The sequence below is a fragment of the Kosakonia sp. H7A genome (assembly GCF_003028445.1).
Classification (GTDB): Bacteria; Pseudomonadota; Gammaproteobacteria; order Enterobacterales; family Enterobacteriaceae; genus Kosakonia; species Kosakonia radicincitans.
In genome coordinates this window covers 268,930-293,673 of sequence record NZ_PYTZ01000004.1, presented here as the reverse complement: position 1 = coordinate 293,673, position 24,744 = coordinate 268,930, and the positions used below count along the sequence as shown (strand labels likewise).

At 55.6% G+C, this 24,744-nt stretch carries 24 protein-coding genes; 15 read left to right on the top strand and 9 right to left on the bottom strand.

Annotated features, from left to right (window positions below; translation table 11 throughout):
- Nucleotides 1-102: 102 nt before the first annotated feature.
- Nucleotides 103-2,259, bottom strand: a complete 2,157-nt coding sequence (locus tag CWM66_RS16525; RefSeq protein ID WP_090398167.1) for a TonB-dependent siderophore receptor — start codon at nucleotides 2,257-2,259, stop codon at nucleotides 103-105.
- Between the two features lie 434 nt (nucleotides 2,260-2,693).
- On the opposite strand from CWM66_RS16525, the gene CWM66_RS16520 reads away from it, so the two are divergent.
- Genes CWM66_RS16520 through CWM66_RS16500 form a run of 5 tightly spaced genes read left to right on the top strand, consistent with a single transcriptional unit; the run spans nucleotide 2,694 to nucleotide 7,454 of the window.
- The gene (locus tag CWM66_RS16520; RefSeq protein ID WP_007372970.1) at nucleotides 2,694-3,518 is read left to right on the top strand and encodes an ABC transporter ATP-binding protein; all 825 of its coding nucleotides are present in this window, start codon (nucleotides 2,694-2,696) and stop codon (nucleotides 3,516-3,518) included.
- Nucleotides 3,515-4,537 carry an iron ABC transporter permease gene (locus tag CWM66_RS16515; RefSeq protein ID WP_107146912.1) on the top strand — a complete coding sequence of 341 codons (1,023 nt, stop codon included), beginning with the start codon at nucleotides 3,515-3,517 and terminating at the stop codon, nucleotides 4,535-4,537. Before CWM66_RS16520 ends, CWM66_RS16515 begins: the two co-directional genes overlap by 4 nt.
- Nucleotides 4,534-5,586 (top strand): iron ABC transporter permease, encoded by a 1,053-nt coding sequence (locus CWM66_RS16510; protein ID WP_035886609.1) that lies wholly within the window; start codon nucleotides 4,534-4,536, stop codon nucleotides 5,584-5,586. The genes CWM66_RS16515 and CWM66_RS16510 overlap by 4 nt, the downstream gene beginning before the upstream one ends.
- Nucleotides 5,587-5,600: 14 nt before the next feature.
- Nucleotides 5,601-6,548 (top strand): iron-siderophore ABC transporter substrate-binding protein, encoded by a 948-nt coding sequence (locus CWM66_RS16505; protein WP_107146911.1) that lies wholly within the window; start codon nucleotides 5,601-5,603, stop codon nucleotides 6,546-6,548.
- 12 nt (nucleotides 6,549-6,560) lie between these two features.
- Entirely contained in the window at nucleotides 6,561-7,454 is an 894-nt protein-coding gene (locus CWM66_RS16500) for a MurR/RpiR family transcriptional regulator (RefSeq protein ID WP_007372974.1), read from the top strand.
- Here the strand turns inward: CWM66_RS16500 and CWM66_RS16495 are convergent.
- The 5 genes from CWM66_RS16495 to CWM66_RS16475 all read right to left on the bottom strand — a co-directional run bounded on the left by CWM66_RS16495 (nucleotide 7,451) and on the right by CWM66_RS16475 (nucleotide 10,949).
- On the bottom strand, nucleotides 7,451-7,888 hold the full coding sequence (locus CWM66_RS16495) for a type II toxin-antitoxin system HicB family antitoxin (protein WP_035943124.1): 438 nt from the start codon (nucleotides 7,886-7,888) through the stop codon (nucleotides 7,451-7,453). The genes CWM66_RS16500 and CWM66_RS16495 overlap by 4 nt on opposite strands.
- A gap of 25 nt (nucleotides 7,889-7,913) precedes the next feature.
- A complete protein-coding gene (locus tag CWM66_RS16490; RefSeq protein WP_035886605.1) occupies nucleotides 7,914-8,096 on the bottom strand; it encodes a type II toxin-antitoxin system HicA family toxin in 183 nt (60 codons plus the stop codon).
- A gap of 70 nt (nucleotides 8,097-8,166) precedes the next feature.
- The gene (locus CWM66_RS16485; protein WP_071920164.1) at nucleotides 8,167-9,333 is read right to left on the bottom strand and encodes a multidrug effflux MFS transporter; all 1,167 of its coding nucleotides are present in this window, start codon (nucleotides 9,331-9,333) and stop codon (nucleotides 8,167-8,169) included.
- Between the two features lie 66 nt (nucleotides 9,334-9,399).
- Complete coding sequence (locus CWM66_RS16480) at nucleotides 9,400-9,972, bottom strand: TetR/AcrR family transcriptional regulator (RefSeq protein ID WP_007372977.1); 573 nt, start codon at nucleotides 9,970-9,972, stop codon at nucleotides 9,400-9,402.
- Nucleotides 9,973-10,163: 191 nt separating this feature from the next.
- Nucleotides 10,164-10,949 (bottom strand): NAD(P)H-dependent oxidoreductase, encoded by a 786-nt coding sequence (locus tag CWM66_RS16475; RefSeq protein ID WP_107146910.1) that lies wholly within the window; start codon nucleotides 10,947-10,949, stop codon nucleotides 10,164-10,166.
- A gap of 86 nt (nucleotides 10,950-11,035) precedes the next feature.
- On the opposite strand from CWM66_RS16475, the gene CWM66_RS16470 reads away from it, so the two are divergent.
- The 3 genes from CWM66_RS16470 to foxA all read left to right on the top strand — a co-directional run bounded on the left by CWM66_RS16470 (nucleotide 11,036) and on the right by foxA (nucleotide 15,253).
- Entirely contained in the window at nucleotides 11,036-11,941 is a 906-nt protein-coding gene (locus CWM66_RS16470) for a LysR family transcriptional regulator (RefSeq protein WP_107146909.1), read from the top strand.
- A 127-nt stretch (nucleotides 11,942-12,068) separates the two neighbouring features.
- Entirely contained in the window at nucleotides 12,069-13,022 is a 954-nt protein-coding gene (locus tag CWM66_RS16465; RefSeq protein WP_007372980.1) for a helix-turn-helix transcriptional regulator, read from the top strand.
- A 140-nt stretch (nucleotides 13,023-13,162) separates the two neighbouring features.
- Nucleotides 13,163-15,253 carry a ferrioxamine B receptor FoxA gene (foxA, locus tag CWM66_RS16460; RefSeq protein WP_107146908.1) on the top strand — a complete coding sequence of 697 codons (2,091 nt, stop codon included), beginning with the start codon at nucleotides 13,163-13,165 and terminating at the stop codon, nucleotides 15,251-15,253.
- A 42-nt stretch (nucleotides 15,254-15,295) separates the two neighbouring features.
- On the opposite strand, the gene murP is transcribed toward foxA, so the two are convergent.
- Both murP and murQ read right to left on the bottom strand, forming a co-directional pair.
- On the bottom strand, nucleotides 15,296-16,735 hold the full coding sequence (murP, locus tag CWM66_RS16455; protein ID WP_107146907.1) for a PTS N-acetylmuramic acid transporter subunit IIBC: 1,440 nt from the start codon (nucleotides 16,733-16,735) through the stop codon (nucleotides 15,296-15,298).
- Nucleotides 16,735-17,646: an N-acetylmuramic acid 6-phosphate etherase gene (murQ, locus tag CWM66_RS16450; RefSeq protein ID WP_107146906.1), complete on the bottom strand. Its 912-nt coding sequence runs from the start codon at nucleotides 17,644-17,646 to the stop codon at nucleotides 16,735-16,737. The genes murP and murQ overlap by 1 nt, the downstream gene beginning before the upstream one ends.
- Nucleotides 17,647-18,134: 488 nt before the next feature.
- On the opposite strand from murQ, the gene CWM66_RS16445 reads away from it, so the two are divergent.
- On the top strand, nucleotides 18,135-18,827 hold the full coding sequence (locus CWM66_RS16445) for a FliA/WhiG family RNA polymerase sigma factor (RefSeq protein WP_072440642.1): 693 nt from the start codon (nucleotides 18,135-18,137) through the stop codon (nucleotides 18,825-18,827).
- An 83-nt stretch (nucleotides 18,828-18,910) separates the two neighbouring features.
- Here CWM66_RS16445 and CWM66_RS16440 read toward each other — a convergent pair whose 3' ends face one another.
- A complete protein-coding gene (locus tag CWM66_RS16440; RefSeq protein WP_007372986.1) occupies nucleotides 18,911-20,326 on the bottom strand; it encodes a PLP-dependent aminotransferase family protein in 1,416 nt (471 codons plus the stop codon).
- 176 nt (nucleotides 20,327-20,502) lie between these two features.
- On the opposite strand from CWM66_RS16440, the gene CWM66_RS16435 reads away from it, so the two are divergent.
- From CWM66_RS16435 to CWM66_RS16410, 6 genes are all read left to right on the top strand, one after another.
- Nucleotides 20,503-20,667, top strand: a complete 165-nt coding sequence (locus tag CWM66_RS16435) for a DUF1127 domain-containing protein (protein ID WP_071920170.1) — start codon at nucleotides 20,503-20,505, stop codon at nucleotides 20,665-20,667.
- A 90-nt stretch (nucleotides 20,668-20,757) separates the two neighbouring features.
- Entirely contained in the window at nucleotides 20,758-21,366 is a 609-nt protein-coding gene (locus tag CWM66_RS16430; protein ID WP_007372988.1) for an ATP-dependent Clp protease proteolytic subunit, read from the top strand.
- 115 nt (nucleotides 21,367-21,481) lie between these two features.
- A complete protein-coding gene (locus CWM66_RS16425) occupies nucleotides 21,482-22,531 on the top strand; it encodes a DUF1176 domain-containing protein (protein ID WP_107146905.1) in 1,050 nt (349 codons plus the stop codon).
- A 132-nt stretch (nucleotides 22,532-22,663) separates the two neighbouring features.
- Nucleotides 22,664-22,981, top strand: a complete 318-nt coding sequence (locus tag CWM66_RS16420; protein ID WP_187775369.1) for a helix-turn-helix domain-containing protein — start codon at nucleotides 22,664-22,666, stop codon at nucleotides 22,979-22,981.
- Nucleotides 22,978-24,219 (top strand): type II toxin-antitoxin system HipA family toxin, encoded by a 1,242-nt coding sequence (locus CWM66_RS16415; protein ID WP_369878902.1) that lies wholly within the window; start codon nucleotides 22,978-22,980, stop codon nucleotides 24,217-24,219. The genes CWM66_RS16420 and CWM66_RS16415 overlap by 4 nt, the downstream gene beginning before the upstream one ends.
- A gap of 22 nt (nucleotides 24,220-24,241) precedes the next feature.
- Nucleotides 24,242-24,658, top strand: a complete 417-nt coding sequence (locus CWM66_RS16410) for a FosA family fosfomycin resistance glutathione transferase (RefSeq protein WP_035886670.1) — start codon at nucleotides 24,242-24,244, stop codon at nucleotides 24,656-24,658.
- Nucleotides 24,659-24,744: the final 86 nt, after the last annotated feature.

Sequence of the window (24,744 nt, the reverse complement as noted above, 5' to 3'; positions counted from 1 at the left end):
GGTGAAACCGGGATGTTACCAGCAGGATGGCGGCAAAATAGCATGTCAGAAAAAAGCCCCGCGTCGTGCGGGGCAACTTTCTCACTGCGTTACGTTGGGGACTCAGAACTCCATTTTGACGGTGAACTGCACTTCGCGCGGATCGCCAATCTGGTTGCCGAGGTTATTGGTGGTGATCGACGAGGTGTAATACGTCTTGTCGAAGATATTTTTCAGGTTTACCTGTAGCGTTACCGGGTATTGCAGCTTCATTTTGTAGGCGGCAAAGGCATCGGCAACAAAATAGCCGGGCAGGTAGTAATCCGCGCCGTTGGTGGCTGAACGGCGGCTCACGCCGTGACCGCCGCCGCCAAGGGTCAGCGTGTTACCGGCAAACACGTTATTGATGTCGTAAGTCAGGAACACGGAGCCGGTATGACGCGGCACGTTCGGCAACGGTTTACCGGCGTAATCCGGATCCTCCAGCACTTTCGCAGCGGTGTAGCTGTAGCTGGCGATGACATTCATGTTTGGCGTCAGTGAACCGGCAAGATCCATCTCTACACCCTGCGAACGGACACGCCCGGCGGTTTTGGCAACCGTTTCATCACCCACGATTTCGCTGTACAGCACGTTGCGTTTATGGATATCAAACATGGTGATATTCGCAGTAACACCGTCGAACAGGTCAAACTTGGCGCCCACTTCGTAAGATGTCGAGGTTTCCGGCGGCAGATCGCCAATATAGCTGGCGATGGAGGACTGCGGCATAAACGCTTTCGCCACGTTACCGAACAACGACACTGAAGGCGTCAGCTTATAGACCAGGCCGAATTTCGGCGTCCATTTCTCATCGCTGCTGTCGGTGTTGACGTTGAACGGACGGCCTTTACCGGCGTACTGGGTGTAGTACTGATAACGCATCCCGGCAACGGCGATCCATTTGTCGGTCAGATATAACGCGTCCTGAGCGTAAGCCGAGTAGCTCTCCTGCTTAATGGTCTGATCGCTGTCCGATGCGGAGACGGTCGTACATTTGCTGGCGCTGCCATAGCTTGGGTTGTAGATATTGAAGTCTTTCACGTTCTTACAGCGGATCATGTCGGTACGCAGCAGATCGTAATATTCGTACGAAATACCGGTGAGGATCTCGTTGTAGAAGCCGCCGATATCGACATTCCCCTGCAAATCGGCACGCGTCGTGTGCATCCGCTGAGTGGATCCCTGCGTGGCGTCCACGCGGCGCGTGAGATTACCGGTAGCGGCATCGTAGGCCATTACGCGTGACTGGTTATCGCTGTACTTGTCCTGGCTGTAGCCGTATTCCAGCTTGCCGGTCCAGGCGCTGTTAAAACGATATTCTGCATTCAACTGCGCAATATCGGATTCGCCATCGGTAATGTTAAACGGCTCATCGAAGCGGGTTTTACGATCGACATTCACCGCCTGTTTGGTGGTGAGATCGAAGATCGTGCCGCGGTCGAATGGCGTCTGATAATCACGATGTGAATAGAGCACGTTGACGGTGGCGTTATCACCGAACCATGTTAACGACGGAGCAATATAGGTGCTCTTATTTTTGCCAAAGTTGCGCCAGTAATCTTCGTTCTGATATTCGCCGATCAGACGATACGCCAGCCGCGTGCCTTCGATCGGGCCAGTGACATCAAACTGACCGGTGCCGCCGCCAAAGCTGGAAGAGGTGGCGGAAATGGAGCCGCCGAATTGGGTCTGTGGACGTTTAGTAACAACATTGATAAGCCCGCCAGGATCGAGAATGCCATACAGCGTTGAGGCCGGGCCTTTCAGCACTTCCACGCGCGAGGCGTCGGCATTAAAGCTGCGCGGCACCACGGTGCGCAGGCCGTTGGTCATGATCGAACCGTCGCGGTTGGTACCAAAACCACGACGCACAAACGAATCCTGCGTACCGCCCAGCGTGTTGGTTTGCACCACGTTACTGACGTTATACAGCGCTTCATCAAGGCTGGTAGCGTGCTGATCTTCCAACACTTTATCGCTAACGGTATTCACCACTTGCGGAATATCCAGCAGCGGCATTGAGGTCAGCGTTGCCGTAGATGAGCTGATGGGTTGATAGCCGGACGTGGCGGGTTGATCGGCCGATGATGCATCCGCGTTGACGGTGATGGTGTCGTTATTGGTTTTATTTGTTGTTTCCGCCGCGTGCGTAACCGGCGTGAAGCATGATCCCAGAAAGAGCGCAGAGAACAAGGCGCGCCCTTTCAGCCCATAGATACCGTGAGTGAACTGAACCATTTAATCTGTTTTCCCAAAAAACTGTGCATAACACAGACGTGGACGTTTCTAATGTATTGCCCGATTGCGCAAAATCTATCCGTTAAGTCGCCGAATACGGCGTCGGATATGTAATTGAGAATCATTCAAACACGAGCATTTGTAGTAGTAAATGCAAAATGAAAGAATTTTGCTACAACGGGAAAGGGTGAGGAAAGCGCAGCGGGATTACTCAGGTTTATCTTTTTAACCAAATGAAATAAATAAGATTAATTATTTTCACGATCGATGTAGTCGCCTGTAGTAACACTTGTTTTGTGGCTGCTGGATTGTGTCATCATGCTGCTTGACTACTACAGTGCCAGACGGCAAAATCGAAAAGAGAATGAGAGTTATTTTTATTTGAAAGATTAGCGCGCACGGGTTTTCCACGCGGTTGCGGCGCAGGAGTTAACATGCCACAGCGAGTGGAACAGCAAGCTCAGCAGGGGATTGTGCTCGACGGCCTGTCGGCGGGCTATCAAAAGCAGGTCATCGTTGATGACATCACACTCACTATCCCGCATGGAAAGATGACCGTGCTGGTCGGGGCCAACGGCTCCGGCAAATCTACCTTGCTCGGCACTATTGCCCGCATGCTCAAACCGCTTGGCGGCAGCGTGTTGCTTGATGGCAAAGCCATTCATCAACAGCCAACCAAAGCCGTCTCCCGCCAGTTAGGTATCCTTCCACAGTCGCCGCTGGTGCCGGAAGGCCTGACCGTTTTTGAACTGGTATCACGCGGGCGTTTTCCGTGGCAAAGCTTTATGCGCCAGTGGTCGGAAGAGGACGAACTGGCGGTGCTGGAAGCGTTGCATCTGACCGGCACGGCGGAATTTGCCCACCAAACGGTTGATAGCCTCTCCGGCGGACAGCGCCAGCGCTGCTGGATCGCGATGGCTCTGGCACAACAAACGCCGGTGATCTTGCTGGATGAACCGACTACTTTTCTCGATCTACGCTATCAGGTCGAGATCCTCGAACTCTTGCAGACCTTAACCCGCGATCATGGCCGCACGGTGGTGGTGGTGTTGCACGACCTCAATTTCGCCGTGAATTATGGCGACACGCTGGTGTTCCTCAAGCAGGGCCGTTTGCAGGGCGTGATCCACGAAGGCGACAGTTGCACGCCTGCGCTGATCAAAAATGTGTTCGATGTGGATGTGCAAATGTCGGTTAACCCGTTGACCGGAAAGCCCTTCTTTATGCCTTTTCGTAAACCGGCAGGTTCCGGCGTATGAGTTCGCTTGCGCTTTCAACCCGACGCAGCGGGCGCATCAGCGCGACGGCCTTTGGCTTGCTGCTGCTGTTACTGACAGCGGCTGTGGCGCATCTCGGCCTTGGCGCGCGCTACATCGCGCCGCTCACGGTGTTACAGGCGCTGGTGGATTTTGAACCCAACAATTTCGATCATCGCGTCATTATCAGCCTGCGCTTACTGCGGCTGGTGGCTGCGCTATTTACCGGCGCGGCGTTAGGGGTTGCCGGATCGTTGTTGCAGTCGGTGATCCGCAATCCGCTCGGCGAGCCGCATATCCTCGGGCTGAACTCGGGGGCGGCGCTGGCGGTGGTTGCCACAACGGCGCTGGGGGTAAGCGTTGGCGATGCCAGCTTCAGCCGCGCCTTTATCGCCGCAGGCGGCGCTGCGCTGCTTTTTTCACTGGTGATGGCGCTCTCTGCTGCCGGGCGCTCCGGCTTTACGCCATTAAAAGTAACGCTGTGCGGCGTGGCGATTTCCACTTTTGCTTCCTCCATCACCGCCGCCATCCTGATCCTTGATGAACAGACGCTGCTGAGCATCCGTAGCTGGCTGGCGGGCGATCTCGCCGGGCTGAGCTGGCCGGTGTTGCGGGCGGCATCACTGGTTGCTGGTGGTGGATTTGCCCTGGCGCTGTGGCTCGCGCCAGCGCTGAATATGCTGGCGCTTGGCGACAATATGGCGCGCGGCCTGGGCGTTTCTCTGCTGCGCACTCGCGTGTTGTCGTTGGCCGCTATTGCCTTGTTGTGCGGTGCGGCCGTTTCGGTCGCCGGGCCGATAGGGTTTATTGGCCTCGTCGTTCCGCATATGGTGCGACGCCTTGCCGGGGATGATTTGCGCGCGGTCATCCCGCTGTCAGCGCTCGGTGGCGCATTATTATTGCTGCTGGCGGATATCGCCGCCCGTACGTTGCTGTCGCCACAAGAACTCGCTACCGGCGTGATGACTGCGCTGGTGGGCGCGCCGCTCTTTATTCTGCTGGCGGCGAGGTTTTTCAAATGAGCCACCTGCCTGAACACGCCGGGCTGCGCGGCTTGCGGCTTGGCGGCTTCTCGCGCTTGCTACGCCCGCACGCGCTGTGGTGGCTGGCTGGTCTGAGTTTTTTGTCGTTAATACTGCTGCTTTCCGGTGTGACGCAAGGTTCGTTACCGGTTCCCGCTTCTGCCATTGGCCGGGCGCTGTTGCTGCCTGATGCGCTGAGCGCTGAACAGCACTACGTAGTGTGGGATATTCGCCTGCCCCGCGTGCTGATGGCGCTGTTGTGCGGCGCGATGTTGGGTATGGCTGGCGCAGCGATGCAGTCCATCACCCGCAACGGGCTGGCCGATCCGGGGCTGATTGGCGTGAAAGAGGGGGCCTGCGTGGTGGTGCTGACGCTGGTGCTCTGCTTCCCGGCTGTCGGGCTGCTCTGGCGTCCGCTGGCAGGCATGGCGGGCGGTTTACTGGCCGCCGGGCTGGTGATGGGGCTGGCGCGTGATGTCTCCCGCCCGCGCTTTGTGCTGCTTGGCATTGGCGTCTCCTGGACCTTCGCCGCCGGTATCGGCGTATTTATGACCACGGCTGATGTGCGTGATGTGCAGACGGCAATGATGTGGCTGGCAGGTAGCCTGCACGCCGCCACCTGGCCACTGCTGATCGTTGCGCTGTGCTGGGCACTGCCCGCGACGTTGATTTTGTTGTTAACAGCGCGCGCCGCCGATGTGGCACTACTGGGCAATCAGGCGGCAACCGGGCTCGGCGTTCGCCTGTCGCACCTTGCATGGCTGCGGGTGATCGCGCCGGTATTGCTGACGGCCGCCAGCGTTTCCTGCGTCGGCAGTATCGGTTTTGTCGGGCTTATCGCTCCGCATATGGCGCGTTTTCTGCTGCGCGGCGGCCAGCGGGCGCTGCTGTGGGGCAGTGCGCTGCTCGGCGGCCTGCTGGTGCTGGTGGCGGATTCGACAGGCCGTCTGGCGTTTGCGCCGCTGCAAATTCCCGCCGGGATCGTCATCTCACTGATTGGCGGGCCGTTTTTCCTGCTGCTGCTGTGGCGGCGACGCGATCGTTTATAAGCTTAAGGAGCCGTATGCGCCTGATTTTTTCACTGTTATTGCTGGTTGGTCTGAGCGCTGGCGCTGCCGGGCCGACACAAACCTTCACCGATGATTTGGGGCGCGTGGTCACGGTACCGCTGCATCCAAAGCGCATCGTGTCGCTGCACGATCTGGATATCACCATTCCTCTGATTGAGTTAGGTGTGCCACCGGTCGCCAGCCACGGGCGTACCCGCGCCGACGGCAGCCATACGCTGCGCTCCAGCGGCATGCTGACCGGCGTCGATTTTGATAACTCGGACATTGCGTTTATTGGTACGGCGGATATCGATATTGAAGCGATCGCCGCTGCGAAACCGGATCTGATCATCACCGAGCCGAGCCGCAACACGCCGGTGGAGCAGTTAGAGAAGATCGCGCCAACGGTAAGTATCGATCACTTACAAGGCGGTGCACCGGAGATCTACCGCAAGCTGGCACAACTTACCGGTACGCAGGCGCGCTTGCAGATCCTTGAGCGCCGTTACCATGAACAGATTGCGGCGCTAAAAAGTACGATCGACACCAGCAAAATCACCGTGTCGGTGATCCAGGCGAACAACGGCAAAATCAACGCATTACACAGCTATCATTCGCTGGGGCGCGTGCTGCGCGATGCCGGCTTTCGTTTTCCGAAACTGATCGACAGCATTCCTGAAGGTGGGCGCATCGATGTCAGTGCCGAACGTTTGCCGGAGCTGGACGCTGATTTTGTCTTTGCCACCTGGCGCGGCGATACCGGCGGTAAACCGCAGGATGAGATAGCGGCGATGGATGCGGTGATGCCTGGCTGGTGCGATTTTCTCAATGCCTGCCGTACCGGGCATTACGTGCTGATCTCCCGTGAGGAAGCGATCTCCAACTCCTTTGCTTCCCTGAGCCTGATGGTGGCGCAGGTGCAATCACAAATCGCCGGGCGGCCGCTACCTGCCGCGAAGTAAGGAGCCGCAACGATGCTGAACACAAAAAAAGTGAAAAATCGCGTGGATGTGTACGGTGAACGCTTTCGCGCGCGGGCGCACACGTTGTCGCCGCGTTTGCAGGCCGTTGCCCGCTATATCAATGAAAATCGCGATGTGGTGCTGGAGCATACCGCGATTGAGATTGCGGCAGCGACGCAGACTTCAGATGCCACGGTGGTGCGCGCCATCCAGGCGCTGGGCTTTGCCGGTCTGCGGGATCTAAAACAGACGCTGGAGCACTGGTTTGGCCCGGCCATTTCATCGGCAGAGAAGATGAGCACCACGGTAAATGCGCTCGCCTGCGATGTGAATTCCGGGATCGATTTTGTGCTCGAAGGGCATCAGCACACCTGTGAAGTACTTTCCGCGCCGGACAACCGCTATGCGATTGCGCAGGCGGTGGCCCTGCTGGTGGGGGCACGGCAGGTGGCGATTTTCGGCATCGGCGCGTCGGGGATCCTGGCGGAGTATACCGCGCGGTTGTTCAGCCGCATTGGCCTGCCTGCGACACAGCTCAATCGCACCGGTATTGCCCTCTCCGAGCAACTGATCAATTTGCAGCGCGGCGATGTGCTGATCATGATGGCGCAAAAATCAGCGCACCGCGAAGGGCTGACCACGCTGAAAGAGGCGCGGCGCCTGGGGATCCCGGTGATCCTGCTGACCAATGCGACGGACTCGCGTTTTAGCCAGCAAGCGGATGTGATAATCCAGGTACCGCGCGGCGGCGAGAAGGGTAAGATCCCGCTGCACGGCACGGTACTGCTGTGTCTGGAGATGATTGTTTTGTCGGTCGCGTCCGCCACTTCGCAGCAGGCTATTAAAACGGTGAAACGCATTAATGAGTTTCACCGTGGGTTAAAGCCGGGCGGGAAGAAGGGTTAAGCTCTGTGCTGCGGCGTAATGGTCAGATCAATCTGTCGATTTAACTGATGTAGCGCCAGTTCAACCGTTTCCACCTTCGATGAGTGCTCCACATCGAGCAAGCGGTCAATTTGCGGCCCTTTCTGTCCCAGCTTTCTTGCCAGCTCAGCTTTTCGCGTCCCGGTTTCGATCATGGCGTTATGCAGTGCGGCTTTCATGGCTACGAGTACGGGCAGCGATACGATGTATTCGCCTTTTAGCGGCGCGCTTGCCGCCGGGATTGGACGCCGCTCGTCAATTTCGATAGCAATCGCAACAACAATCCCATCAATCGACTGCAGTAAAGCCTCATCAAGCGTATCGCCAACGGAGTTCATGAGCGGTAGATCGCGGCATGAGACCACGAACTGACCTGTAGCATCGTCTCGTTCAATGTGGACGGGATAATTAAACATTTAACACCTCTTTATCGCTAAGTTCTTACAGGCCTAAGTCCTTCATAATCTTTTTCCTCAACGGCTCAGGAATCTCTTTCGAACCATGAAAAGGGAAAACCGATGCCCTACCATTAAGCCTGACTTTAAAATGGCTTCCTCCACCTGGAGCTTTGGTTAGCTCCGCTCCCTGAGATAACAACCACTTTCTGAACTCGCTGTATTTCATTCGGCATCCTGCCTTATATTTTCCTTTTCAGAGTGCGAAAACTATAACTTAATTGTTTATTAATGCAACTTTAATGTTGTGTTTTTATACGCCCGCAAACATGAATCACCAGCGCAGCGCTATAAGCCAGCACAATGGCGAAACTCATCTTCCACATCGCTTCGCCGCCGATACCGGACAACGGCGTGGCGATGCCGCCAAAGACGAACATCAGCATGCCCAGTAACGCCGACGCGGTGCCGGAATGGCGGGCTTCGACGCTGTTCATCGCGGCTGAACCGGCAATGGTTGAAACCCCGCTGTTCAGCGCCACGGTGAAGAACAACCCCACCAGCGCCAGCACGGGCATGCCGAATCCGGCAAACAGCGCAGTCAGTACGGCGCTGCAAACGGCCAGGAACAGACCGCGCGTTAATAGCTTTTGCCCATCGATAAACCGCGCCAGCCGGGCAAAGATCAGTGCCGAAATAATCAGCCCGCCGCCATTCACCGCGAACAGCAGGCTGAACTGCATCGCCGTCAGGCCATATTCGCTTTGCAGAACGAATGACGATGACCCTATATAGGAAAATAACCCGGCCAGCATAAAGGCCTGAATAAAGCAGAAGGTAGAAAACTGCTTATTTTTAAGCACGATAAGCGAGGTTTTGAGCAGCCCGCCGCCGCTGCTTTTCTCCGACAATGTCTCTTTCAGTACCACCATGCTGGAGAGCAGTAATACCACGCCAACCGCCGCCATCGTCCAGAACAGCGCGCGCCAGTGCAGCGTAGAGGCGATATAGCCGCCGAGTACCGGCGAGACGATTGGCGCAATGCCGTTTACCGTCATCAGCAGAGCAAAAAATTGTGTCAGCAGCGTGCCGTGATACTTATCACGAGCAATCGCGCGGGAGAGCACTGAACCGCCTGCGCCCGCCAGACCCTGGATAAAACGCCAGAAGATCAGCCAGTGAATATCCTGCGTGGTCGCGCACAATACGGAAGAGAGGATAAACAGCAGCAGGGAAAGCATCAGCGGGCGTTTACGTCCCAGCCGATCGCTCAACGGGCCGAAAAAAAGCTGCCCCAGTCCCAACCCCAGCAGCGAGGCGGTCAGCGAGAGCTGCGTCAGCGTGGTAGTAGCGCTGAGTTGTCGGGTGATATCCGGCAGTGCGGGAAGATAAAGATCGGTGCAAATCGGCCCAATGGCCGTCAGCATGCCCAGCACGATTGCCCAGGCAAGAGAGATTCGTGGCATAACAACTCCGGTGAAAATACGGCGTCGGCTCCGGTGAAATCACATCAGAACCGAATATCCGGGGATTTAATTTTTAAACAGCATGGTGGTGATTTCCTGATATAGCCCCTGCATTTGCGCCGGGTCGCTTTTTTGCGGTGTCAGGCGACGAAAAGTGGTGCCTTCCATCAGCGTTGCCAGTAGCTCCACGCTACAGCGAATGCGTTCATCGCTTAATTGCGGATAGCGGCTCTGCATATGTGCACAGGCGTTTTCAAACATCCTGGCGTCGGCCTCGACCAGCATCTCCTGTACACGCGGATTGCGCGTTGCTTCGGCCGCCATTTCCAGCATCAGCGCATCATCGTCAGGGCTGAGTGTGTGCCGCCAGGCCAGTATTTCCGGCAGGTGTTCGGTTTCGGTCTTATCCTGCATTTCGGCGATGCGGTAGTCGATAATCCGGCGGATCATCTCTTCGATAATGGCGTCTTTATTGACGAAATAACGGTAAATCTGCCCAACGCTGAGCTGAGCTTCGAGGGCGATCTGCGACATGCTGGCCGCGTGGAATCCGCTAATGCGGAAGCGTCGGCGCGCGGCGGCAATAATCTCGTCCTGGCGTTGCTGGTGGCGCTGCTCCTGCGATAGTTTCGTCGGCATCTCTGTCCCTCGTGTCGTTTTGGTGAGAGTGATCGTTCTCATGAGTGATTAAAATAAACGAATCTGCGCGTTCGGGGTAACGTTTTTCCCCGGAACTTATAGAAAGTTACAAAAAAACAGATTGTGAAGAGAGGATGAGGAAAAGGTGAGATAACAATAACCGGCACGCATGACACGCACCGGTGAGCAGGTTATGGTTTACGTTGTTGATGGATCGACAGCCCGCTTTCGCCGGGGGCAATGTCCGGGTGCAGCGTCAGTTGTGGAATCAGGTAATCGCCGCCGTTTTGCCGACGAAAGGCCAGCGGTTCTGCTGACCAGAGCGTATCCAGCCGCTGTGCCAGCGCCGTACAACATTCGGTAAAACGCGTTTCGTCCATGCGATTGCTGCGATAAAACACCAGCGGCGGCAGTACTTCGAAGCCAGGATAAAACAGGATCCCATGCTGGATCGGAAACAGCAGATCGTTGATCGGGCCGTTAATACCGCGCGGAGCGTAATGCGATTCCCAGCCGCCGGTGGTCACCAGCAGCATCGCCCGTTTCCCCGCCAGGCTCCCTTCACCGTAACGATCGCCCCAGTGCGTATCGCTGTGTTCGCCCACGCCGTAAGCAAACCCGCAGGCATAAACGCGATCGACCCAGCCTTTCATGATCGCCGGCATGGAGAACCACCACAGCGGAAACTGGAAAATCACCGCATCGGCGCGTCGCAGTTTGGCCTGTTCCCGGGCGATGTCGTCCGCCTGTGTTCCCAGCTCAAATGCCTGTTTTGAATCAGACGAAGGATGATAAAAATCACCCACCGGCGGCGAGCTGCTGTCATCGGCATCAAGCTGCGATTTCCACTGCATGGCATAGAGATCGGAAACCTCGACCTGATGACCGGCATTTTCCAGATGCTGCACGGCAAAATCCTTTAGCGCGCCATTGAGCGAATGGGGCTGCGGGTGGGCATAAACAATCAGTACGTTCATAACAACTCCTGGCAACAAATTGAATATGCAGGGTAGGAGAGTGGCGGATATAGTAGAAATTAATTGCTTATATCACAGGTATAGTCATGGTTAATCTGCACCGGCTGGATCTCAATCTGCTGCGTACTTTGGATGTGCTGTTGAGCGAACACAATGTGACGCGTACGGCGCAGCGGCTGAATCTTTCTCAGCCTTCCGTCAGCGTGCAGTTGGCGCGGTTGCGGGATATTTTTGCCGATCCGTTACTCCTGCCGGGGCCGCGCGGTATGCAGCCGACCGCCAGGGCCGACGAACTGCGCGAACCGCTGCGCCAGGCGCTGGAAGCGCTGGAACGTGCGGTGGTGCCAGCCAGCGCTTTCGATCCAGCCCGTGCCGCCGTCACCTGGCGCGTGGCGGCCACCGACTATACGGAATCGGCGATACTGCTCCCTTTACTGAGCCGTTTGCGCGTCGCCGCGCCGGGCAGCCGTCTGGCGATATTTGAACTCAGCCCGTTGCAGATCCAGCGCCAGGCCGGGCAGGGCGATATTGATCTCTTTTTCCATCTGCGCGAAGGCGCGCCGCCTGCTCTGCACCAGCGGTTATTGTTCACCGAGCGTTACGTGTTGGCCGGGCGTTTGCACCATCCGGCATTAACAAACGGCCGCCCGACGCTGGCGCAATTTTGCCAACTGGAACATGTGGTTGTCTCGCCAGAAGGCGGTGGTTTTTATGCGGCAACGGATATCGCGCTGGCGGAGCGCGGTTTGCAGCGCAATGTGGTGCTCTCCGTCCCCCATTTCCTGTTTATGCTTGAGGCGCTGGCCCGTACCGATTTGGTGGCGGTACTGCCGGAACGGCTGGTCGCGAACAACCACACTCTGCAGGTGGTCGAGCCGCCGCTGGATCTTCCGGGCTTCGACATGCTGATGCTCTGGCATGAACGGTTACACCGCGATCCCGGTCATCAATGGCTGCGCCAGCAGATTATCGCCTCGTTGGGGACGCGCTAAAACGGGTAATATCTTGTCACACTTATGTGAGAATAATTCTCAATATTATTGATGCACACCAGGCCGGATGATAAGGTGTAAGCCGTTTCGCCCGGCGTCGGGCACGGGTTCGCGGCGGCTGTTGGCTATGCAAAAAAGAGACTTTTCGATTGACGACTTTATCGGTTTTGGCGAGCGCTACGGGATTGATTACCGTTTCCCGGCGCTGGCGTCCGGCCGATCGTTTCACAAAGAGAAGCGCATGGTGATTCAGGGGGAAGTCGAAGAGATGACACTCTCCTCCGGCCTGAATCTTACCCGCTCGGATATTCGCGTCCTTCAACCCTATGAAACCACATCGCTGCACAGCTGCCCGCTCTATATGCTGGTGGTGCTGGAAGGTTGCGTGCAGCTGCGCCTGAACGGCAAAGCGTTTACCGTGCGCGCGGGCATGGCGTTTACCTCGCGCCTGAGCGAACAACAGGTGATGAACGCCAGCCATCAGGCGGATAACCACTTGCGTACGCTGTCGATGGGCGTTGATCCGCTGCGCTGCCGGCAATCGCCGCTGCTGATGGCGCTCCTGCAGCAGTGGGAAGCGCACGGCGCGCCGACCTTTTTATGGTCCGTTCCGGCATTTTTGCTTTCCGGGCTGCAACACACGCAGCAGAACCAGCAACCGGGTTTATCGCGCCAGTTGATCCTTGAAGGCGTGATGTTGCAACTGCTCGGGCATGCGCTGTCGCAACCCTTGCCTGGCAGCGAAAAACGCAGTTCCGCGCCTGGCGGCGAGCAGCACCGGCTGGAAACCGTGCGCCGTTTGCTGGAACAGCAGCCGGAAAAAGAGTACACCCTCACCGCATTAGCCCAACTGGCGGCAATGAGTTCCAGCAGTTTGCGGGTGAAGTTCCGCCAGGCTTATGGCCTTTCCGTGTTTGATTACCTGCGCGATTGCCGCCTTGAACTGGCGCGGCGCTATCTGGCGCAGGGGTATAGCGTACAGCAGGCGGCCTGGATGTCGGGCTACCAGCATGCCACGAATTTCTCTACCGCATTTCGTCGCCGCTACGGCGTGGCGCCGAGCGAAATGCGTCTCGCCTGATTTCCTGCCATAGATCATGGCGACTTTTTTGCGTGCGTTTTGTCACTGCGCATAGGTGAATCGTCATTGCGCATAGCTATCGCGGAAGCCAAAAGGGTAATAATTCTTATTTACAATAATAACGGCTTCTGGAGATTTTCATGTTCGCAAAAACGCGACTGGCGCTAATGATTGGTATTACCGGCGGGATGAACGTATCGGTTCTGGCACAGGAAACCTCAACCACCCACGATACTGTGGTGGTCACCTCACAAATGCAAAGCGGCGCCACCAAGCTGGAGACGCCGGATATCGAAACGCCGCAGGCAGTATCGATTGTCACGCGCCAGCAGTATGAAGAGCAGGGCGCAACCAGCGTACGCCAGGCGGTGAGTTACACGCCGGGCGTGTACAGCAACCAGATCGGCGCATCGAACCGTTTTGATTACATCGTGCTGCGCGGTTTCTCCGACGGCAGCCTGGATAACGTCTACCTCGATGGCCTGAAACTGATGGGCGACACCAACTCGCACAGCTCGCTGGTTATCGATCCCTGGTTCCTCGACAGCGTGGAAGTGGTGCGCGGCCCGGCTTCGGTACTGTATGGCCGCTCCTCGCCGGGCGGGATTGTCGCGCTGAACTCGCGCAAACCGTCGTTTGATCCTGGCGGCGAAGTGAAACTGTTCGCGGGTAATAACAACCAGCGCGGCGCGGCATTTGATGTTACGGGGCCGGTAGACGATAACGACCGCGTAGCGGTACGTTTAACCGGCATGACCCGCTATGCGGATTCGCAATTCGACCATTTAAAAGAGCAGCGTTATGCCATTGCACCGAGCCTGACGTGGCGTATCACCGATCAAACCCGCCTTGAACTGATGGCCTATCTGCATCGCGATCCTGAAGGCGGTAGTCACTCCGGTTTGCCGTATGAAGGCACGGTAACCCCGCATGCAGGCAGAAAAATCTCCAATACCTTCTTTGAAGGGGAAGATGATTACGATAAGTATGACCGCCGGGAAAATATGGTCGGTTATAACATCGAGCACGCTTTTGACAGCGGCTGGTCGGTCCGCCAGAAGCTGCGCTACCTGCACACCAAAGTGAATCTCAACCAGGTGTATGCCGCAGGCTGGCTGAATGATACGGAACTGAACCGCGGCTATTCCGGTTCCGACGAATCGCTGTCGGCGATCACGCTGGATAACCAGATTGATGGCAGCGTTGATACCGGCATTATTAACCACCGTCTGCTGTTCGGCGTCGATTATCAGCGTCGCAGCAATAATGTCACCGCTTCGTATGGCAGCTTCCCGGCGATTGATGCATTTAACCCGGTTTACGGCGCCGATCCGCTGTCAATTTCGGTCTACAGCCGGGAAAAACACAAACTGGAGCAGACCGGGATCTACTTGCAGGATCAGATGTCGTTCGATCGCTGGCGGCTGACGCTCGGCGGCCGCCACGATCAGGTGAAGATCACCAACGTCAACAAGATTAACGATACCCGCGATACGCTGGATCAGGATCACTTCAGCAGCCGCGCGGCGCTGATGTACCTGTTCGACAACGGGTTTGCGCCGTACGTCAGCTACTCAACCGCCTTCACGCCGACCAGTTTTACCGATGAATACGGCAAAATTTTGCAGCCGATGAAAGGCAAGCAGTGGGAAGCGGGGCTGAAATTCCAGCCGGAAGGTTCACAGACGATGTACAGCGCCTCGGTCTATCGCATCAACCAGAAAAATATCGCCACCAAAGTGGAACCGACCGATCCGTACCGTTCAATTGGTGAAATCGAATCGGAAGGGGTGGAGCTGGAAGCGGTCGGTCAGTTGACGGACAACCTGCGTTTGCAGGCCGCCTACACCTACAACGATATTCGCTACAAGAAAAGCAGCGCGGAAGAGCAGGGAAAACGTGCGGTGTATGCGCCGCGCAATCAGGCCAGCGCCTGGCTCAGCTATGACGTGAAAACGGGGCTGTTCAACGGGCTGACGGTAGGTTCCGGCGTGCGTTATGTGAATGGCATTACCTCCGATCGCCAGAACACCCATACGCTGCCGTCCTATACGCTGGTGGATCTGGCCGTCGGCTACGATCTGGGAAATGTTGGCCTGAAGGGGATGAGCGCGCAGTTGAACGTCAATAACCTGACTGACAAACGCTACGTAGCCGCCTGTAACTCGCTCTCTTACTGCTATTTTGGTGCGGAGCGCAGCGTTGTAGGCAGCGTTTCCTGGGCATTCTGATGCAATACGCCACCCGGCAGTGCGCCGGGTGGTTGCAGGTGATTAGCTGAGATCCACGTTTTTATGACCAAAGAGCCAGGTGGCAATAAAACCGCACAGATAGGCGATGACGACGCCTGCCGCGTAAACCGCCATCCCGGCGTAAATGCCCTGGCCGGAGGTCATCAACGGGAGCGCCACCAGCCCGGAAGGACCAAACACCGTATTCAGGCCGACCGGCAAACCCAGCCACGCGACGGTGCCAATAAAAAATCCCCCGCACGCGCCGCCGATACAGGCGGTGGCGAAAGGCTTCACGCGCGGTAAGGTCACCGCGTAAATCAGCGGCTCGCCAACGCCCAGCAGACCGGGAATGATCGCCCCGCGCACCTGGTTACGCAGCACCGAATGCGGCGCCGAGCGGAAATAGAGCGCCAGCGCCGCGCCCACCTGACCGCCGCCTGCCATCGCCAGAATGGGGAATAGCGAGTTGAAACCCTGCGCATCCATCAGTGCGAAGTAAACCGGAATAAACCCCTGATGAACGCCAAACACCACGGCGATAAGGAACAGGCCCGCCAGCACCGCGCAGCCAAACGGGTTGCCGTTGAGGTGTAGGAACAGCCACGACATGCCTTTAAACAGCTCGCCGCCAATCGGCATAATCACCACAAACGCCAGTGCGCCGGTGATAAGCAGCGTCAGCAGCGAAGTGAGGATCATGTCGAGGTTATCCGGCACCACTTTGCGGATCTGGCGTTCGATCCACGCGCCAAGGATCGCGGCGAGCAGTACGCCGATAATGTTGCCGCGCGGATCAATTCCCATGCCGAAGAAGTTATCGATACCGGAGAAATAACCGACCGTGGCTTTCGGGTCATAACCCAGCACGAACAGCGCGGCGATAATGGCGCCGTTAACGCCGCTGCCGCCAAAGGCTTTTTGCGCGTTGTAGCCAATCAGAATCGGCAGGAAGGTGAACAGGCCTTTACCAAAAACCTTCATATAGCCGACGAGGTGCGCCACTGCTGTGTTCTTTTCTGCCGCGTTGAGCAGCAGGCTTTGCTCAATTAAGGTGGCAAAGCCCAGCAGCATCCCGGCGGCGATAAAACCGGGAATCAGCGGCGTAAAGATGGTGGCGAACTTCGCCAGAAACTGATGCACGCCGCTGGTCTGCTTCGCTTTCATTTGCTGTTTGGTGTCGCTGGCAATGCTCTTCAGCGACGCGGCTTCTACGGGCGCGGCGTGGCCGCCGATCATTGCATTCAGCATTTCCGCTGCGGTTTGCGCTTTGCCAGGGCCAATGATGATCTGCAACTGATCGTCGCTGTTCACCACGCCCAGTACGCCGGGCAGGGCTTTCAGGCTCTCCGTCTCCACCCGTGAATCGTCGCGGAGCGTCAGGCGCAGGCGCGTCATACAGTTGCCGCAGGTATTGATATTCTCCTTACCACCGACCTTTTCGATAATTGTCGCGATCAGATGTTCACTGATTTTGGCCATTACTTGATCCCCGCATCAACCAGCGCCTTGCGAATAAAGCCGCCGTTATCGGCTAACAAATGCGTGGCCTGTTCAGCGCTGAGCTGGCCCAGCACCATCACGATGGCGGTTTTGCAGCGCCCGCCGCAGGCCTGCAGCGCCTGTTCGGCGATGTCGCGGGTGCAGCCGGTGGCTTCCATCACAATGTTTATCTGACGCTGCACCAGCTTCAGGTTGGTGGCTTCCACATCCACCATCAAATTGCCATAGACTTTGCCGCTGCGGATCATTGCGCCGGTGGTCAGCATATTGAGCACCAGTTTTTGCGCGGTGCCCGCTTTCATGCGCGAGGAGCCGGTCACCACTTCCGGGCCAACCACCGGCACAATCGCAATATCGGCGATGCGCGCCATTTCGCTGTTTTCGTTACAGGTGAGCGCCACGGTCGTCGCTTTCAGGCTTTGTGCGTATTTCATAGCGGCAATCACATACGGTGTGCGTCCGCTGGCGGCGATGCCGACCAGCACATCGCACGCGGTGAAATTGAGCGATTTCAGGTCGTCAACGCCCAGCGTCAGGCTGTCTTCGGCGTTTTCCACTGCCTGCAAAATGGCACGATGACCGCCAGCAATCAGGCCGACAACCTGCTCGCGCGGCGTTCCGTACGTCGGGGGACATTCGCTGGCATCGAGGATGCCAAGACGCCCGGAAGTGCCCGCGCCGCAATAGATTAAACGACCGCCCTGTTTAAACGCGGCGACAATCACATCCACCGCCTGCGCGATAGCCGGGATCACTTTTTCCACCGCCAGCGCCACTTTCTGGTCTTCGTTATTGATCACGCGCAGCATCGCTTCGGTATCGAGCATGTCGATGTTTTCACTGGCGGTATTGCGGCCTTCGGTGGTCAGTCTGGATAGATCAATGTTCATGTCTCGCTCCACGTTTACGGGAAGGGTTGGCCGTTACGCTGCGGTGACGGCGTGCTGTAAGGAATAATATATTATTCCTTATAGTAAAAATAAGAATAATTTATTCTTGTGCCGGATGAGTGGCAAGAGTGTGACGCTGCTCATTTTGTGCAAGTCGCACTGCTTAGCGGTTGGTTGTTATTTTTCATTCATATTGATGTTGAACAATTGTTATTAATTAACGCAGATAATCAACGCCGGAATATATTGAGTATCTTTTACCATTCTGAAATATTCAAAATCAGAAATTGTCGTTTTTCGGGTAATTAAAAATAAAGATACTGGTGTATTGTTTTAATTACCAGTTCAGCGGGTGTCATTATTAAGATGTATTTCATTACGTTGCTGGCATATGCAATTTATTCTTATTTCACCGTGTTTATTTTGCCATTTTATATTTTAGAAGACATGTTCAAATAAAACTTACATAACATTTTCTAGCATAAACAATGAGTTTGACAATTTCAGAAAACCTGACGCCGCGTGATGAAGCGCGCTATATCAGCACTTACTTGCCGCTGGTGAATAAAGTGGTCAAACAATTGGCCTGGCAGCGAAATAGCGTCATGGGCAAAGACGATATGCAGCAAGTTGCCCTGATGGGATTGCTTTCCTCTTTACGACGTTATGGGCATCCGGATACGCACTTTTCAGGTTATGCTGCGCAGCGTATTCGTGGCGCCGTACTGGATGAATTACGTCAACAGGACTGGCGTCCTCGTCGTCTGCGGCAAAAGACGCACAAACTCAACGATGCTATTCGTGAAATGGAGCGCGAGCTGGGCCATACACCAGGGTTTGGCGAACTGAATGCGCGCTTTGCCTTAAGTGCAGAAGAGTATCAACAGTATCGTCTGCTCGACACGGCCAGCGAAGTGGAGAGCCTTGATGCACTGCCTGCCAGTGAAGCGACTCCGGCCGCGCTGGATAGCCGCCAGCTGGAAGATGAAGAGGTGCTCAGCCGGACATTACGCGGCGCGATAGCAAGCCTCGACGGGCGCGAGCAGAAGATTTTTGCGCTCTACTACCAGCATGAAATGAGCCAGAAAGAGATAGCCCAGCTCCTTGGCCTGACGGAAGCTCGGGTTTGCCAGCTTAACAAGGCGATAAGCCAGAAGATTCAGCGCTTTTTAGCGCAGTAACATATTACTTTTTATCATCCACCTTTACGCCCCGGTCGGAGCTCGCTCCGTACGTTTTGGGGCATTTTTTTTGCCAAAATTCCTCACTCCTCCAGCGCGGTGTGAATCGCTTCTCCTAACTGTTTGATCACTTCACGGTTTGCATCGGTGAGCGGCAAGGCGCAGTTCAGCCGCAGGCAGTTTCGGTACTTGCCGGAAGCGGAGAACAGCGAACCGGGCGCAATCTGGATTTTCAGACGGCAAAGCATGCGGGAAACGCAAACCATATCCACAGTTTCCGGCAGTTCGATCCACAGCAGATAGCCGCCCTGCGGGCGCGTCACGCAGATCCCGCAGGGAAAATACTGGCGCACCCAGCAGGTGTACGTTTCCAGATGCTGCTGGTAAATCTGACGCATGCGGCGCACATGGCGGTGATAGTGACCATCGCGGATAAACGCCGCCATCGCCAGTTGTGGGCCGGGCGTGTTGGTGCCGATAGCAGCATATTTTTTGTGCAATACCCGGTCGAGATAACGTCCTGGCGCAATCCAGCCCACCCGCAAACCCGGCGCTACGGTTTTGGTGAAGGAGCTGCACAGCAGCACGCGGCCATCGATATCCAGCGATTTGATGGTGCAAGGGCGCGGGTAAACTGCCGCCAGCTCGCCATAAATATCATCTTCAAAAATCACAATGTCGTGACGTTGCGCCAGCGCCAGCACCGCCTTTTTGCGCGCTTCCGGCATGATAAAACCGAGCGGGTTATTACAGTTCGGTACCAGAATCACGCCTTTAATCGGCCACTGTTCCAGCGCTAATTCCAGCGCTTCGATGCTGATGCCGGTTTCCGGATCGGTCGGAATTTCAATGGCTTTAATATCCAGCCCGCGCAGCAATTGCATGGTGCCGTAATAGGAAGGCGATTCAACAGCGATAATATCGCCCGGCTGGCAGACGGCCAGCAGCGCTAGCGACAGCGCGGGGTGGCAACCGCTGGCGATCACGATTTCATCAGCGGTGATGGCCGCACCACCATCCAGCATCAGGCGGGCGATCTGCTCGCGTAATTCGCGGCGGCCAGGCAACGTATCGTAACGCAGCACGTCCTGGATTTGATGTTGCACCACGCGCTGCATTTCCCGCCACAGCGGTTTAAGTGTCGGTTGGGTGATATCCGGCGCGCCGCCGCCGAAGGTGGCGAGTGTTTTGTCTTCGCGGCCTTCCAGCAGAGTCAGCACTTCGTCCCACTGCGTAACATCCACCGGGCGCTGAACCGGGCGCGACATCGCCGGGACGGGTGGCTTCGCTTTGCTTGGCGCGACAAAATAGCCGGAACGCGGCTGCGGGGTAATTAGCTGCAGATTTTCCAGCACCTGATAAGCCTGCTGTACGGTACTGATACTGACGCCATGCTCCTGGCTGAGGCTGCGCACCGAGGGCAACTTCTCGCCATGGCGATATAAACCTTGTTCAATACGCCCGGCCAGCAGGGTAGCCAGATGTTGGTAGCGGGTCATGCTGTATTCCTTTTCTTTGCCATACAGATTTAAAAACCAGTACAGATTCGCGGAAATAATGCCGTTCAGATGCTGTTTTAAGCGATCTGTATGTTAAAGAAAAGTATTTTCTGAATCTGTATTGCAAGGCGGGATTACGGAGAAAATGGGGCTCTGTTCAGGCGAGGAGAGCACCGATGGAATTTTTTGAAAATCGACACAAAGGCCCTTTTAGCGGGTTTATTTTTCTCTGGCGCAAGTTTCAGGCTCTGCGCTTACGCTGGCAAACGCGCAAGATTTTGCGCGCGTTAAGCGACGAACAGCTTAAAGACCTCGGGTTGCGTCGTGAAGAGCTGGGTTAATGATAGAAAATGCGGAGATAACATCTTGTTATTTCCGCCTCTTCAGCGTTGGGCTATGCTTAGCTCCATAACCTGAAGGGGAGAGAACAGATGCACTTTATTAACAGCAACGATGAAGACGATAAAAAAGAAGAGAAGGGCGGCAACGCTTCACAATTGATGCAGCAAAAGCTGCTGGATGCCCGCTCCATCATTATCTCTGGCGAGATCAACCAGGCGCTGACCGAGAAAGTGGTCACCCAGCTTCTGCTGTTGCAGGGCATCAGCGACGCGCCGATCAAGATCTATCTCAACAGCCAGGGCGGTCACGTCGAAGCGGCCGATACCATTCACGACATGATTAAGTTCATCACTCCGGAAGTGCACATTATCGGCACCGGCTGGGTGGCCAGCGCCGGGATCACCATCTTCCTTGCGGCGAAAAAAGAGCACCGCTACGCGCTGCCGAACACCCGTTTTATGATCCATCAGCCGCTGGGCGGCGTGCGTGGTCAGGCGAGCGATATTGAGATTGAAGCCAAAGAGATCATTCGCATGCTGGAACGCGTTAACCAGCTGATCGCCGATGCAACCGGTCAGCCGGTCGAAAAAGTGAAGCAGGATACCGATCGTAACTACTGGATGAACATCAAAGAGGCGATCGATTACGGCATCGTTTCCCGTGTGGTGAAATCCTACAGCGACCTTAACCTCGATTGATCTATTGGGGCGGGAAATGTTTCTCGCCTCATTTCGCTTTATCCCGCCAAAATAGACTTCTCCCCAATCGATAATTTCTGCACACTGTCGGCATTTCTCATTACGGAGTGATGGCATGAACAGTGGTATCAGGGCGGCGCTGGTGATGGCAGCGACGCTGAGTGCGCCCGCGCTGGCGGAGCAGTCGGGCATCTCGTTTGATCATAAAGACTGGGAAGTGGTGTGCGACAACACGCTTACCTGCCGCGCAGCGGGTTACAGCGCGGAAGAGGAAGCCAGCGGATCGGTACTGATCACCCGTAAAGCCGGGCCGGACACGCCGGTTACCGTGGATGTGGTGCTGGCCGAGATGGACGCGGATGAAACCGCGCCGCAGGCGGCGCTCTCGCTGTGGATCGACGGTAAGTCGCAGGGCGAAATCGCCACTGAAGATAATGATACCTGGCGCTTATCGGACGCGCAGGCGCACAGCCTGATTGACGCAGTGAAAGGCAGCGGCAAAGTGGAATTCAAAGGCGCAGCAAAACCCTTTGTGCTCTCCGGCGATGGCGCGTATGCCGTGCTGCTGAAATTTGATGATGTGCAGGGACGGGTCGGCACGCCGGGCGCGCTCAGTCAAAAAGGCGATAAAGCCGAAAGCACGGTGACGCCCGCGGTGGCTGCGCCGGTTATTCAGGCGGCAAAAGTAGAAAGCGGCGAAGACCGCGCGCTGACCGTAGCCGAAGTCAACACGCTGAAGCCGCGCCTGCTGGCGGCGCTCCCTAACAATAATGAGTGTGAAGGTCTTGCATCACCGCAAGAACCGGTCATTGATGGCGACAATGACGTTACGCTAACGCCGCTCGACCGTAAGCATGTCCTGATCTCCGCCCTTTGCTGGCGCGGCGCGTACAACGAAGGTTACGGCTACTGGGTGCTGGATAAGGCCTTGAAAGGCAACCCGCAATTTATCACCAACTCGGCGTCCGATTATGCCGACGGCATCATCTCGCTGGGGCAGCGCGGTCGCGGTATCGGCGATTGCTGGGCTTCTGCGGAGTGGGTGTGGGATGGCGAAGCCTTCCGTAAAAGCAGTGAATCCAGCACCGGCATGTGCCGTTATATCCGCGCGGGCGGCACCTGGGATCTGCCAGAGTTCGTCACCGAGGTGAAAGAGGCGCAGTAAGTAGATATATGGACACTGCACTTATCAAAATCACGCTTTTTGGTAAGTGTAGTGTTCATCATTTATTCTCCCCTGATCATTTATTGGATACTATACTTACCAAAACTCATTATTACGGTAAGTATAGTTTCCATGCCATCAGCTGAAAAACGTAGTGCGGTTGTCTTTCCCCGTAACCAAAAGATTCTCCGGCAGTTAGGTGAAAACATCACGCTTGCCTGCAAGCGCAGAAAACTCACCCAAACCATGCTCTCTGAACGCACGGGGTTAAGCCGCATAACTATCCGCAAAATCCAACAGGGCGATCCTGGCGTGTCACTTGGGCACTATGTGGCCGTGCTTGCTGTTCTTGGACTGGTCGAAGATTTTCTTGATGTGGCAAAGGATGATGAGTTGGGGCGCAAGTTGCAGGATATTGAACTTTTAAGGAAGAAAGGAGAAGCACATTGATGGCGACAGACGTTTTTGTTTTTGCAGACTGGCAGGACTTTGCAGAGCCAGGGCTGGTTGGCACACTGCGTTCGGAAGTGGTACGTAATAGCGAGCATTTTAGTTTTCGCTATGATGATGCGTGGCTGCTTTCGCCCTTCGTGCAGAAAGTCGATCCCGATCTTGAGCTTTATTCCGGTGAACAACATAGCGCTGTATCGCGAAACTTTAGAGTGTTTCTTGATTCATGCCCGGATCGCTGGGGGCGGGTATTGATGAAAAGGCGGGAGGCGATTCTTGCCCGGCAGGAAGCGCGTCGCCCCAGGTTGCTGGGAGAAATTGATTTCTTATTGGGAGTGCATGATTTTCACCGTCAGGGGGCTCTACGTTTTAAACGTGCTCTTACAGGTCCCTTCCTCGATGATAACGACCGGCTCGCCGCACCGCCGATGGCCTCGCTGAGAGAGTTAGCGTGGGCAGCGAAGCAAATCGAAAGTAATGACGATCGTGACGATGCTGAATACCTGCAATGGCTCAATATGTTGATGTCGCCTGGTTCATCTTTAGGCGGCGCGCGGCCTAAAGCCAGCGTACGTGATGAGAAAAACCAACTGTGGATTGCAAAATTCCCCAGTCGTTATGATGACTATGATATTGCAGCGTGGGAGTTTTTAACTTCACAACTGGCACGGAATGCGGGAATCGAAATGGCGGAATGTCGCATCGAACGCTTTGAGCGTGAGCATCATACCTTTTTAACGAAACGCTTTGATCGCACGCCTGATACCCGGCTGCATTTTACATCCGCCATGACGCAACTCGGTTATTACGATGGCGATTACGAAGCTTCATACCTTGAACTGGCGCAGTTCCTGACTGAACGTGGCTCGCGCAGCCGCGAGGACTTGTCTCAACTGTGGCGACGAATCGTTTTTAATATTGCAGTGTCGAATAATGACGATCATCTACGAAATCATGGCTTTATTTTCCAGAATGGTGGCTGGATTCTTTCTCCCGCTTACGATATCAATCCTGTGCCGGATGCGCAGGGGTTACATCTGAATATCAGTGATGTCGATAATCAACTGGATTATGAACTGGCAATGTCGGTGATTGATTTTTTCCGGCTCACGTTCGCGCAAGCCAAAGAAGTGATGGAAGAGGTCACATCCAGCGTCCGCAAATGGCGTGAGATCGCTGAATCTATGAATATTTCACGTGCTGAGCAGGAAAGAATGGCTCCGGCATTTAATGTTTGAACGTTTTCGGGGGAAACAGACCATGTTGCAGGGTCCCAACCATTTAACACTCGCAGTCAGCGATCTTGCCCGCAGCGTCGATTTTTACCATCAGCTGCTCGGGCTGAAACTGCATGCGCGCTGGGACAACGGCGCTTACCTTACCTGCGGCGAACTGTGGTTGTGTTTGTCGGTGGATGCGCAGCGTGAATATGTTCCGCCGCAGCGCAGCGATTACACCCATTACGCCTTTAGCATTAGCGAAAGCGATTTCACCGGTTTTGTTGCGCGCCTCGAACAGTCTGGCGTTGTAAGCTGGAAAGCCAATAAAAGCGAAGGCGACTCCTGGTATTTTCTCGATCCGGACGGGCACAAACTCGAAGCGCACGTCGGTAACCTTGCCCAGCGGCTGGCGGCCTGCCGCGAGAAACCTTACAAGGGAATGGTATTTTTTGACTGAAGCCGTTCGGTGCCTGCTTTTCACAATCCATGCTGTTTGCCCTCCCGTTTCTTGATACTTACCTTGATAACCATTATCTTTCCCTG